Here is a 12,664-nt window from a genome sequence, read left to right on the forward strand (position 1 = left end):
TGCTGCTGCTGATCTATCTGCACGCCCTGTTGACCCGCCGGGCGATGGCCGAAGAACTGGTTCGACAGCGGACGGCTGACTTGCGCAAGCGACAGCAATCCTACGAAACCCTAGTCGAAAATCTGCCGGTGATCATTAGTCGCTACGATGACGACCATCGCCACTTGTTCACCAACCATGCCTTCGAGCGGTCGCTCGGGCTCCCGGCAGGCAGCGTTCTCGGCAAGACCGTGCGCCAGGTTTTCGAGAGTTACCCAGGGCTTGACCCACGCTTGATCGAGCAATGGGAGGCTGCCCTGAGGGCGGTCCATGAAACTGGCAGCGCGCAGCAGGTCGAGTTCGGTTTTCCGACGCCGCAAGGACCGCGCTTCTTCGACGGCGTTGTCGTGCCGGAAGCGGCAGCACAAACGGGCGGAGAAACGGCTCTGGGCATCTTCCACGAGATTACCGAGCGCCACACCGCCGAGGCGTGGGCGCGCAAGCTCTCCCTGGTGGTCGAGCAGAACCCGGCGACGATCATCATTACCGATACTGAAGGGCGCATCGAGTACGTCAACGACAAGTTCGTCGAAACCTCCGGCTATGCCAAAGCCGAGGTCATCGGCCGAAACACGCGCCTGCTCAGATCCCCAAGTACGGCAGCAGCCCCCTACCACGACCTGTGGGCAACGATCACCGCCGGCCAAAGTTGGCACGGCGAGTTCGAGAATCGCCGCCGCGATGGCTCCCGGTACCATGAGCGTGCCCTGGTTGCGCCGATCCTGGACAGTCACGGCCGGATCAGCAACTTTGTCGCCATCAAGGAGGACATCAGCGAGCTCAAGCAGATGATCGACCGTTTGCACGAAAGCGAAAGCCGCTTCCGTGGCGTCGTGTCGGTAATGGCCGAGGGACTGATGCTGTGGTCGGAGAGCGGCGCCCTGGTTTTCGCCAACCCTGCCGCCGAAGAGATCTTTGCGACTTCGCAAGCGGATTTTCCGAGCGGCACGGCCGGCGACTCGGGCACGACAAGACTACGGGAAGATGGCGAGGCTTTCCCAAGCGAGGGCTGGCCCTGGGTGGCCGCCATCCGCGACGCCTGCGAGGTGCGCGAAGTGGTGATGGGCTTGCGCTCGCCCGATGGTAGCCTGCGCTGGATACTGATCAATGCATCACCCTTGTGCACCGGCGACGCGACGCAGCCGAACGCGGCAGTGGCCACGTTTACCGACATCACCGAACGCAAGGCAGCGCAGCAGCGTGCCGAATTCCTGGCCCACCACGACCCGCTGACCGGCTTGCCCAACCGGCTGCTGCTACGCGACCGCCTAGAGCGAGCGATCGCCCTGGCCAGACGATCGCACGGCCGCGTGGCCCTGATGTTCCTCGACCTCGACCGTTTCAAGACGATCAACGACTCGCTCGGCCACCCGATCGGCGACCAGTTGCTCAAGGCAGTGGTCGAGCGGCTGAAGACCTGTGTTCGCGAGTCCGACACGCTCAGCCGCCAGGGCGGCGACGAGTTCGTTATCGTACTTGGCGACGCACGCGACAGCGAGGCGGTGGCGCGACTGGCTGACAAGATCCAGGAACGAATGGCCACACCCTTCCTGGTCGACCGGCATGCCTTATCGACTTCCTTTTCGATCGGTATTGCCCTCTTTCCGGACGACGGCGACGACTTCGACAGCCTGACGCAGAAAGCGGACACGGCGATGTATCACGCCAAGCACGCCGGGAAGAACGCGCACCGCTTCTTTACCGAGCAGATGAACCGGCAGGCGGTCGAGCACATGCAACTCGAAACGCGCCTGCGACTGGCGCTGAAACGTGGCGAGTTCGTCCTGCACTATCAACCGCAGATGGACCTGGAGTCGGGAAGCATCACCGGCGTTGAAGCTCTGGTGCGCTGGCAAAGTCCGGATGAGGGCCTGATCGCACCGGCGAAGTTCATCCCGATCGCCGAAGAAACCGGCCTCATCGTTCCGCTCGGCAAATGGGTCATGGGTGAGGCCTGCCGCCAGGCGCGCGCCTGGCAGGATGCGGGATTGCCGAAGTTTTCCGTGGCGGTCAATCTTTCAACCGTGCAGTTCCGCCGCAGCGATCTGGTGGAGACGGTGATCAATTCGCTGGTGCTCGCTGATCTGGATTCGGAATGGCTCGAACTCGAATTGACCGAGTCGATCCTGATCCAGGACGCCGAGGCGACGCTCGACACCGCCCGGCGCCTGAAGGCAATTGGCGTCAAGCTGTCGGTCGACGATTTCGGCACCGGTTATTCGAGCCTGGCCTACCTCAAGCGCTTCGCTGTGGACAAGCTCAAGATCGCCCAGCCTTTCGTTCGCGACCTGGTCACCGATCCGGACGATGCCTTGATCGTCCGCGCGATTGTCCAGATGGCCCACGGTCTCAAGCTACGAACAATCGCCGAGGGCGTTGAAAGCGCCGAAATGGCAGAGCACCTGCAGCGCTTCGAATGCGATGAAATACAAGGCTACTGGCTGGCGCGCCCAATGCCATCCGATAAATTATCGGCCTTCGTGCGTGACCGCCTGGCGTGTTCTAGCGAGCGGAACGAAAGATACCGTCTTCGGTAACCATCAGGTCGAGCGCCTGGTCGTGCGGCTGCGGGCAAATGGAGTCCAGGCGGGCCAGTTCAAAGCCCACCCCCACGACCAGTGGTCGCGGCGACAGCAAGGCCAGCGTGCGGTCGAAATAGCCGCCGCCATAGCCGAGGCGATAACCCGCCGCATCGAAGCCGTTCACCGGCACCAGCAAAGCCTCTGGAATGACAAAGCTGCCGCTCGCTGGCGTCGGTATTCCATAGCGGTCATTGACCATCGCCGTGTCTGACCCCCAGGCACGAAAGCGCAGCGCCCGGTCCTCGTCAATTACCACCGGTAGCAAGGCGCTGAAGCCTGTTTTGCCCTCGCCAGCCCACTTTTCGATCAGCGGCCGGAGATCCACTTCCTTGTTTAACGGCCAGCAAAAGCCGACGCGCATCGCCGCGAACTGCGGGAAACCGTCCTGCAGGTGTGTACGGACCCGGTTGGAGCGCCACTCCCACTCGGCCGCCGGCAGGGCAAGCCGGCGTTCCAGCAGCACTTTGCGCAAAACGCGTCGATCGGCAGAGCCGCTGCCGGCTGGATCTTCGGCGGTGATTGGCGGCATTGGCCCGCTGGCCATGTGATATGCTCAAGACAAGAATTGTTCGGGAAATCCAGCTTATCATGAAGTTTCGCCGCACCCTCCTGTTGCTCTTCATTCCCTGGATTCTGGCGCCACTCGGCGCCTTCGCAGCGACCGCTGACGAGCAGTTTCTGGCCGCACGAGACGCCGCGCGAAGCGGCGACAAGGCCAGACTGGAACGCTTGGCGGCGACGCTCGAGGGGTATGAACTGGCGTCCTATGTCGACTACTGGCGGCTCCTCCTCGACCTGAAAGAGACCGATCCAGCGACCGTCGAGGCTTTTCTGAACCGGCATCCGGACACCTACGTCGCCGAAAAACTGCGCATCGACTGGCTCCGGCAGGTCGGCAAGGGGCAGCAGTGGGCGAGCTTCGATGTCGAGTTTCCTCGCCTCGCACAACCGCCTCAGGATATTTCCTGCTACGCGCTGCAGAGCAGGCGCGCACGGGGCGACCGCAGCATGCTCGACGACGCCTTGCCGCTGTGGCTGACGCTGCTCGAACCGCCCGAGCCCTGCTACCCGGTGCTCGAGGCATTGATCGTCGAAAAGCGCGTGCTGGCCGATGGCGTCTGGGCGCGAATCCGCAACCAGTTCGAGGCCAACAAGACCCCGGCAGCGGCGTACAGCATCAATTACCTGCCACCAAGCCAGACCCCGGACAAGAAACTGGTACAAACGATCATCGGAGCGCCACTGCCCTGGCTGATCAGGTTGCCGAACGATTTCTCCGGTAATCGCATGCAGCGCGAACTGGCGATCCTGGGAATTCAGCGCATCGCGCGCAACGATCCGCGCATGGCGGCAGAGCAGTTGACCCGTATTTCGTCTTCGCTGCAGACCAATGAAAAAGGCTGGGCGTGGGCGCAGATCGCTCGACAGGCAGCATGGAAACACATGCCGGAGGCGATCGACTGGTACCGCCTGGCCGGTGACGCGCCGCTTTCCGACGATGTGGCAGAGTGGAAGGTGCGCGCCGCCCTGCGCGCCCAGGACTGGGGAGCGGTCCGTTCAACCATCGAGAAGATGCCGCCGGCGCTGGCAGCGCAGTCGGCCTGGGTCTATTGGCTGGGTCGCGCCTACCGCGCCGGCGGCAGGCTGGCCGAGGCCAACGCGCTGTTCGCGAAGATCGCCGGGCAGCCCGACTTCTACGGCAATCTGGCGAGCGACGACCTCGGCCAGCCGATTTCACCACCACCGCGGGCGGCACAGCCAAGCAAGGAAGAGCTGGCAGCGGTTCAGGCCAACCCTGGCGTCCAGAGCGCGCTGGTTTTCTTTCGCCTCAATCTGCGCTCGGAAGGCGTCAGGGAATGGAACTGGGCATTGCGTGGGATGAGCGACCGGGAACTGCTGACGGCATCCGAGATCGCCCTGCGCGCTGACATTTACGACCGGGCGATTGCCGCAGCAGATCGGACCCGCACGGAACACGACTACTCGCTGCGCTACCTCGCGCCGTTTGGCGACCAGGTGCGACCGGCGGCGCGCAATCAGGCGCTCGACGATGCCTGGGTTTATGGCCTGATGCGTCAGGAGAGCCGCTTCATCACCCACGCCCGCTCGAGCGTCGGCGCTTCCGGTTTGATGCAGCTGATGCCGGCCACGGCCAAGTGGGTGGCCGCTAAGATCGGTCTCAAGAATTACCACCAGGGCCAGGTCAACGACACCGAAACCAACTTGCTGCTCGGCACCAGCTACATGCGGCTGGTTCTCGAGAGCCTCGACAATCACCCGGTGTTGGCCTCCGCGGCGTACAACGCAGGTCCGGGTCGGGCACGCAGATGGCGTGCCGACGGGCCGCTGGAAGGCGCCATCTATGCCGAAACCATCCCCTTCAGCGAAACCCGGGATTACGTCAAGAAAGTGATGAGCAACTCCGTCTATTACGCGGCGCTGTTCGATGGCCAGCCGCAAACCCTCAAGAGCCGGCTCGGGATCGTCGCGGCACGCCCCGCCAGCGAGGCGAAGAGCGAGGATTTGCCGTAAAATCACGGTTTCCAGACACTTATTTCACCGGTAGGACGCTATGAAACTCGAGAACGTGTTGTTGATCGGCGGTAGTGGTTTTGTCGGCGGTTGGATTGCCAGCCGCCTCTCGCAACGCGGCGTGCGAGTGACGATAGCCACCCGCCACCGCGACAACACCAAGAAGCTGATCATGCTGCCGACGGTGAGCATGGTCGAAGTCAATGTCCATGATCGACAGGCCCTCGCGGAGCTGATGCCGGGCCACGATGCGGTCATCAACCTGGTGGGTATTCTCCACGACAATGATTCGCGCCTGCCTTACGGCAAGGGTTTCGCAGCGGCGCACGTCGATCTGCCACGAACGATCGTCGCGGCCATGAAGGATAGCGGTGTCCGCCGCCTGGTACACATGAGCGCACTCAATGCCGCCGTCGACGGTGCCTCGGAATACCTGCGCTCGAAAGGCGAAGGCGAAGCCGTGGTGCAGGCCGCCATGTCCGAGCTGGACGTCACGGTTTTTCGGCCATCGGTGATTTTCGGGCCGGACGATGCCTTCCTCAACATGTTTGCCAAGCTGCTCAAGATCTTCCCGATCTTCCCGCTCGGCGGCGGGTCGGCGCGCTTCCAGCCCGTTTATGTCGGCGACGTGGCGAAGGCGTTCTGCGACAGCCTGAGCAATCGCAGCACGTTTGGTCAGACCTACGATCTCTGTGGTCCAAAGGTCTATACGCTGCGCGAACTGGTGGAATACACCGCGCAACTGGTCGGCAAGCGCCGCCGGATTATTGACCTTGGCAACGGTGGCTGGGCCTACCTGCAGGCCGGCCTGCTGTGGCTGCTGCCAAACCCGCCGATGTCGCCCGACAACCTGCGTTCGATGGACGTTGACAGCGTCACCGACGGCGCGCACGACTATCCCGGTTGGCAGCCAGCAGCACTGGAATCGGTAGCACCGACCTATCTGTCACCGGCCGAGATCGAGCAGCTGCGCCTGGACCGCTATCGGCTGCGTGCCGGCCGCTGAACGAGCGATGGCGCCGCGCCAGGCGCCGGCCGCGTCACAGATGGAGATCTTCACGGTTGGCGGCGCGATCCGCGACGAGTTGCTCGGTTTGCCGGTTCAGGATCGTGACTACGTCGTCGTCGGCGCCTCGCCCGACGAAATGCTGGCACAGGGCTTCAAGCCCGTTGGCAAGGATTTCCCGGTCTTCCTTCACCCGCAAACACACGCCGAATACGCACTGGCACGCAGCGAGCGCAAGACGGGGCATGGGTACAAGGGGTTTTCCTTCCACGCCGCGCCGGAAGTCAGTCTGCTCGAGGATCTGGCGCGCCGCGATCTGACGATCAACGCCATTGCGCGTAGCGCCGATGGCTTGCTGATCGACCCCCACCACGGTGTTGACGACCTGGCAGCCGGCGTGCTGCGCCACGTCGGCCCGGCCTTTGTCGAGGATCCAGTGCGCGTTCTCCGCCTGGCCCGCTTTGCCGCTCGCCTTGCCGCTTTTACGGTCGCCCCGGAAACCATGGCGCTGGCACGACGGATGGTCGCCAACGGCGAACTCGACCACCTCGTCGCCGAACGCGTCTGGCAGGAGCTGGCCAAGGGTCTGATGGAAGACAGGCCGTCGCGGATGTTCGAAGTTCTCAGGGAGTGCGGCGCCCTGACCCGGCTTGTACCCGAACTGGACTGCCTTTACGGCGTGCCGCAGCGTGCCGAGGTCCACCCGGAAATCGATACCGGGGTACATGTGATGATGGTAATCGATCAGTCAGCGCGGCGCGGCGGCGCGCTGCCGGTACGCTTCGCCGTACTGCTCCACGATCTTGGCAAGGGGTGTACCGCCAGTGCCGATCTACCGCGCCACCCGGGTCACGAAGCGCGCAGCGTCGAACTGGTCGGCGAAGTCTGTAACCGCTTGAAGGTGCCGGCAGATTGCCGCGAACTGGCAGTGCTGGTGGCGCGCCATCACGGTGACATTCATCGCGCTCCGCAACTGCCGGCAACGGACATCGTCAGGCTGCTCGAAGAAACCGACGCCCTGCGCCGCCCACACCGCTTCGAGCAACTGCTCGAAGCCTGTGCCTGTGACTTCAATGGTCGCCTCGGCTGGCAAGACGCTCCCTACCCGGCAGGGCCACTCGTTCGCCAAGCCCTGGCGCAAGCACGCGCTGTCGATGCGGCAAGCATCGCGCGTAGCTGCAACGACCGTGGAGATATCGCCAGGCGTCTGCGCGAGGCCCGCGTGGCAGCAGTCGGGCTGGCACTCTTGCCGTGCGAAAATTCTGGCGACTCGCAAGGCACGCCACCTGGCTGATTGACTTGAAGCGCACGTCAAGAGAGCGCTTTTGGGCATGCGATGCTGCGACACATTTTTGCCAACGACAACTCGGGCTTCGGTGCAATCGTGACAGCCGAAAGCGTCGACAGCCATCTCCAGGCCCGGCGAACCTACCGTGAGCCCTATCGCCTGGAGAATGGCCCGACTCTGAATGCGTTCAAGGCCGCTGCGGCTCGCTGAGTCATGTCGCTACAGCGCGCAGGGGCGGCATGCAGGCCACGGGGAGCGCAGCACGAGCTTTCTCTACCGACTGCGACCGACCAGAGAACCGGCTACGACGCCCGGCTCAAAGGCTGGCGCTGCGGTCGCCGCTGACGAAGCCCAGCAGTGGCTCGGCGATGCCCTTGCCCAGCGCCATCACCTTGAACAGCTCACCCATTTCCGCTGGCGAGACCAGCTTGTTGCCGACGCTGGCCAGAGGCAGGTAGCGCCTGGCGTCGCCAACCGGGGTGCGCGCCAGGATCTCCGTCAGCCCGCAGTTGAAAAGAAAATTCGACTGCGTGGTGTAACCGAGCAGGTCCAGCCCCGCGTCGCCGCCGCTTTCGACGATGGCAGTGAAGTCGACATGGGCGGTGATGTCCTGCAAACCAGGCAGGTAGAACGGCTCCCCGTGCGAGTGGTGGCGATAGTGACACATCAGCGTCCCGACATCGCGCTGCGGATGGTAATACTCGCGCCGCGGGAAGCCGTAGTCGATCAGCAGCAAGGCACCACGCCCCAGGATGGCAGCCCACGCGGCCACCCAGGCGGTGGCGGCCAACGGGACCTCGCTCGCATAGCCCGGTGCCATTGGGCATTCGCTGGCCAGTGCTCGAGCGCGTGCGAGCAGCCTGCCGCTGGCCGGGCGATCAACCCACGTGAACTGCCCGTTGTCGAAGGCCACCCCTCGCTCGCAAATTTCCCGCTCATTCCAGACCACGAGATGGACCGGCATGGCATCGAGCACCTCGTTGGCCAGCACCAGCCCATCGAAGTGCGTTGGCAGGCGATCGAGCCAGTGCACACGTTCCAGCAGCTGCGGGGCTTGACGGGCAAATGCCTGGCGTTGGCGCGCCTGCAATTCGCCCGACAGTTCGAGGATGGCGTAGCTTTCGGGCAGCGTGCCGCGCGACTCCAGTTCGAGCAGCAGATCGACTGCCAGTTGCCCGGTTCCTGCCCCGACCTCAACGATCCGGGGAGCCCCGAGCGTGAGAAGCTGCTCGGCCTGCGCGGCCAGCGTCTGAGCGAAGAGTGGACCAAGCTCCGGTGCCGTGACGAAGTCTCCGGCCACACCGAACTTGTGCGCGCCACCGGCGTAGTATCCCTGCCCCGGCGCGTAGAGTGCGAGGTCCATGAAGCGGTCAAAGCCGATCCAGCCGCCGGCCGCACCAACCTCGGCGGCAATGTGCTCGGTCAGCGCCTTACTGAAGGCGAGTGCATCGGCAGTCGGCGAGGGCAGTGTCATGCGACGTGGCAGCGACTGGACTTCACGGCCCGACAAGTCGTCGGCCACGTGCTCGATGCCTCAGTCTTCGTATCCTTCAAAGCGGATTTGTCCGTACAGTTCAGGATGCGCGGTCGCCAACCAGTGCTCCGCCTCCGAGTAAGCACGCTCCCAGGTCGCGGCACGCAGGGCGACCAGCAGCGTACGCCCATCTTGTTGTGGCCATTCGAGCGTATAGGAGCGAAAGCCAGCGCGCCCTTGCAGATGGATCCTGCGCGTGGACCGCGGCGGCTCGCGACGCAGGTGGGCTGTAAAACCGTCCAGCGGCTGCAGCCGGAACGTCGGTCCTTTACCCTGATGCTGGACGAGAACCTCCCGATTTTCGCTAGCGCCCTCGATGATCTGCCAATCGCTGCAGCCTTCAATGATCGCAGCGAGCGGCAAACCCGTTTCGTCACGGATAAGCTCGGCCTCCACCGTGTGGGCTTGCTCCAAACCTTCGAGCAGTTCGTGCCAGGGTAGACCGCGCCGGGTTGGTGGCGGGAACGGAAGAGCGCGCTTGCCCGCGCGAATGCGGGCGAAGAGAGAAGACTTCATGACGTCTTCGAGGTCGATCGACGGAAAGCTCGAGCGCGGGTTCGCACGGAAGCTGCCAGCGCCCATGTAGCCGACCTCCCACAGCGTTCTCAGCCACTCGGCGGTATCCAGGGCGACCTGCGCCATCTGCTCGTCAACCCCACCTGCAGGTTGAGCCGCCTGCTCACGGTCGTTCACTTGTCGGGCGAGCAATTCCGCCTCGCTGTGGCGCGCACGCATCAATTCCTGCAACAGGCTGCCGACCCATTCCGCATCGCTTTCCGGAAGGTCGATGATGCGCTCGGCCAACATCAGCAGATCGTCAGCATCCATGGGGTTGTCGACTTCGCTCATGGGTCCTTGCCGTGTCTTGATCCTGCCAAGTCTAACGCGATGATTGGCGACAGGGTTGTTTTTCCAAGGGTGCCGGCAAGAATCCGCTAAAATCGCTTTCTTGTTGGTGCTGGCCCAGAACTGGAGATGAGCGGAAAGACGATACTGGTAACCGGTGCGGCCCGGCGACTGGGGGCGGCGATCGCCCGCGAGATGCACGCGGCCGGCGCCAACGTCATGCTGCACTATCGTCAAGCCTCGGCGGCCGCAGAGGCGCTGGTTGCCGAGCTGAATGCTACCCGGCGATCGTCGGCAGCGTGCCTGCAGGCCGATCTTCTTGACGTTGAGAGCTTGCCACGTCTGGTCGCCGATACAGTCGCTCGTTTCGGTCGCCTCGACGCACTGGTGAACAACGCCTCAAGTTTCTTTCCCACGCCAGTGGGCGGAATCGACCTGGCCGTCTGGGATGACCTCATTGGCAGCAACCTGCGAGCGCCGTTGTTTCTGACCCAGGCCGCTGCGCCCCACCTGGCGGCTGCACGGGGAGCGGTGGTCAATATCACCGACATCCATGCTGAACGTCCGCTCGCCGGTTATCCGCTGTATTGCGCGGCAAAAGCGGGGCTGCTTGGACTGACGCGGGCGCTGGCAGTCGAGCTGGCACCGCTGGTCAGGGTCAACGCAGTGGCGCCGGGTCCCATCCTGTGGCCGGACGGTGGCATTTTCGACGACGCAACACGCGAAGACATCGTGGCGCATACCTTGCTGCAGCGTGCCGGCTGTCCGCAAGACATCGCTCGCGCGGTGCGCTACCTGCTTGAAGATGCAAGCTACATCACCGGTCAGGTAATCAATGTCGATGGCGGCCGTACCGCGCATCTGTAGTCCGTCACGCTCGCTGAAAGGGCCCCCTTGGAACACTCGAACACCTTGTTGCGCCTGAAAAAACGCCTGGAAAGCAACGTCGGCAAAGCGATAGCCGATTACAACATGATTGAAGACGGTGACACCGTTCTGGTCTGTGTCTCCGGCGGCAAGGACTCGTACACGCTGCTCTCGGTACTGATGGCGCTGCGCGAGAGGGCGCCGGTGGATTTTCGCCTGATTGCGATGAACCTCGACCAGAAGCAGCCAGGGTTCCCGACAGACGTGCTGCCGCGCCACCTGGCGAAAATTGGCGTCGAATACCGCATCGTCGAGCAAGACACCTATACTGTGGTCAAGAGCAAGATCCCGGAGGGCAAAACGACCTGCTCCCTGTGTTCTCGCCTGCGCCGCGGCGTAATCTATCGCACCGCCAGGGAAGTCGGTGCGAACAAGATCGCACTTGGCCACCATCGCGACGATATTGTCCATACCCTGTTTCTCAATCTCCTGTTCGGCGGTCAGTTGAAAGCGATGCCACCCAAACTGGTCACTGATGACGGCGCGCATGTGGTCATCCGGCCGCTGGCCTATTGCGGTGAAAAGGATATCGCGCGTTTCGCGCGTGGCATGGCCTACCCGATCATTCCCTGTAATCTGTGCGGGTCGCAGGACAATCTCCAGCGTCAGAAGATCCGCGAGATGATGGCCGACTGGGACCACCGTTTTCCGGGACGTACGGAATCGGTGTTCTCCGCGCTGCAGAAGATAGTACCGTCGCATCTGGCGGACCGTCGCTTGTTCGACTTTCAGGGCCTCCGTCCAGGCAGCGACCTGGCGGCAATGGATGGCGGCGATTCCGTTTTCGACTCGCCACCGCTAAGCGAGGCCTGGGCCGCACCGGGAACCGTGCCACTGGCGGCGTTGCGTTCATGAGCTGCTCTGGCAGGCCCGCTGGCGGTCACGAGGCGGTGCTTTGGTCGACAGGATGTATTGGCCGCAGAAGGCCACATTGGGAGCTGAACTGATGAGCAGCAAGGAAAAAGTGCTGTCAGTCCTGTTTGCCGTCATCGTGGGCAAGGCGAGACTGATCGAGAAACGTGGCGGGATGGAGGCCTCGCATGCCGTCGACCGTTGCCGCAAGCGCATGGCGCGCGGCATCGATGGTTTCCGCGGCCGCATCCTCGCGCGGGCCAACCTCGAGCAACTCACCGCCGTATTCGACAACCCCGACGCGGCTTGTCAGGCGGCCATTGCCATGCAGCAACGGGTAGCGGATCTGCCACCCGTTGCCGGCGTCCAGTTGGGAATCCGGATCGGCGTTCACCACGGGCCCGTTATGGAGAAGGAGGGAGAGGCGCTTGGTGATGGACTCACCGTCGCCGAAGAGCTTGCAGAACTGGCCACAGACGGGCAAATCCTGACCAGCAGCGAGACCAGAGGGCTGTTGTCGGCTCATCTGCAGTCGACCACGCACGGCCTTGCACAGATACCCGGGACCAGCGTCGCCGGAGCACAAGAGGTTTTCGCAGTGAGCTGGCTCGAGCCGAAGGCGACGCCTGCGGACATCCCCCGGGCTGCGCCGGAAGAAGTGACCGTTCAGCCACCGGCACCGGCCAAGGAGCGGACGTCACGGCTATGCGTGCGTTACCGCGGGCGCTTGAAACTGCTGGATAAACACCAGCCGCGCGTGCTTATTGGCCGCGATGCCAGCTGTGAGATCACCATTCGCAACCGTCGCGCGTCCCGCAATCACGCGAAGATCGAACGACGGGGCGAAGACTTCGTGCTCCGCGATCTCAGTACCAATGGCACTTTTGTCACCGTCAACGGCGAGCAAGAGCTGTTTGTCAGAGGTGAGGAGTTCATCTTGCGTGGCAGCGGGATCATCGCCTTTGCGGCCTCGGCAAACAGCCCTGAGGCGGACATTGCTGAATTCGAGCATGTCTGAGTCGCTGCCCCTGGAACCCGGCACGTGTCATCCACCCGAC

Annotated in this window: 10 protein-coding genes; 7 read left to right on the top strand and 3 right to left on the bottom strand. The window is 63.3% G+C overall.

Going from position 1 to position 12,664, the window contains the following annotated elements; translation table 11 throughout:
- A partial coding sequence (locus RUW20_RS00885) for an EAL domain-containing protein (RefSeq protein ID WP_313950301.1) occupies positions 1-2,576 on the top strand: 2,576 nt, incomplete at its 5' end.
- Here the strand turns inward: RUW20_RS00885 and RUW20_RS00890 are convergent.
- The gene (locus RUW20_RS00890) at positions 2,542-3,150 is read right to left on the bottom strand and encodes a 5-formyltetrahydrofolate cyclo-ligase (protein WP_313950302.1); all 609 of its coding nucleotides are present in this window, start codon (positions 3,148-3,150) and stop codon (positions 2,542-2,544) included. The two genes, RUW20_RS00885 and RUW20_RS00890, sit on opposite strands and share 35 nt — an antisense overlap.
- Before the next feature lie 59 nt (positions 3,151-3,209).
- Between RUW20_RS00890 and RUW20_RS00895 the strand changes: the two genes are divergently transcribed.
- Genes RUW20_RS00895 through RUW20_RS00905 form a run of 3 tightly spaced genes read left to right on the top strand, consistent with a single transcriptional unit; the run spans position 3,210 to position 7,453 of the window.
- Positions 3,210-5,153 (top strand): lytic transglycosylase domain-containing protein, encoded by a 1,944-nt coding sequence (locus RUW20_RS00895; RefSeq protein WP_313950303.1) that lies wholly within the window; start codon positions 3,210-3,212, stop codon positions 5,151-5,153.
- Between the two features lie 40 nt (positions 5,154-5,193).
- A complete protein-coding gene (locus RUW20_RS00900; RefSeq protein WP_313950304.1) occupies positions 5,194-6,159 on the top strand; it encodes a complex I NDUFA9 subunit family protein in 966 nt (321 codons plus the stop codon).
- A 40-nt stretch (positions 6,160-6,199) separates the two neighbouring features.
- Entirely contained in the window at positions 6,200-7,453 is a 1,254-nt protein-coding gene (locus RUW20_RS00905; protein ID WP_313950306.1) for a multifunctional CCA addition/repair protein, read from the top strand.
- A gap of 310 nt (positions 7,454-7,763) precedes the next feature.
- On the opposite strand, the gene RUW20_RS00910 is transcribed toward RUW20_RS00905, so the two are convergent.
- A complete protein-coding gene (locus RUW20_RS00910; RefSeq protein ID WP_313950374.1) occupies positions 7,764-8,921 on the bottom strand; it encodes a class I SAM-dependent methyltransferase in 1,158 nt (385 codons plus the stop codon).
- A 60-nt stretch (positions 8,922-8,981) separates the two neighbouring features.
- Complete coding sequence (locus tag RUW20_RS00915; protein ID WP_313950307.1) at positions 8,982-10,028, bottom strand: hypothetical protein; 1,047 nt, start codon at positions 10,026-10,028, stop codon at positions 8,982-8,984.
- On the opposite strand from RUW20_RS00915, the gene RUW20_RS00920 reads away from it, so the two are divergent.
- The 3 genes from RUW20_RS00920 (at position 9,957) to RUW20_RS00930 (ending at position 12,624) form a co-directional block, all read left to right on the top strand.
- On the top strand, positions 9,957-10,694 hold the full coding sequence (locus tag RUW20_RS00920) for a pteridine reductase (RefSeq protein ID WP_313950308.1): 738 nt from the start codon (positions 9,957-9,959) through the stop codon (positions 10,692-10,694). The two genes, RUW20_RS00915 and RUW20_RS00920, sit on opposite strands and share 72 nt — an antisense overlap.
- A gap of 27 nt (positions 10,695-10,721) precedes the next feature.
- Positions 10,722-11,609, top strand: coding sequence for a tRNA 2-thiocytidine(32) synthetase TtcA (gene ttcA, locus RUW20_RS00925; protein ID WP_313950309.1), 888 nt, complete (start codon positions 10,722-10,724; stop codon positions 11,607-11,609).
- A gap of 91 nt (positions 11,610-11,700) precedes the next feature.
- Positions 11,701-12,624 (top strand): adenylate/guanylate cyclase domain-containing protein, encoded by a 924-nt coding sequence (locus tag RUW20_RS00930; protein WP_313950310.1) that lies wholly within the window; start codon positions 11,701-11,703, stop codon positions 12,622-12,624.
- Positions 12,625-12,664: the final 40 nt, after the last annotated feature.

Source organism: Accumulibacter sp. (assembly GCF_032229525.1).
In the GTDB taxonomy this organism is placed as follows: Bacteria; Pseudomonadota; Gammaproteobacteria; order Burkholderiales; family Rhodocyclaceae; genus Accumulibacter.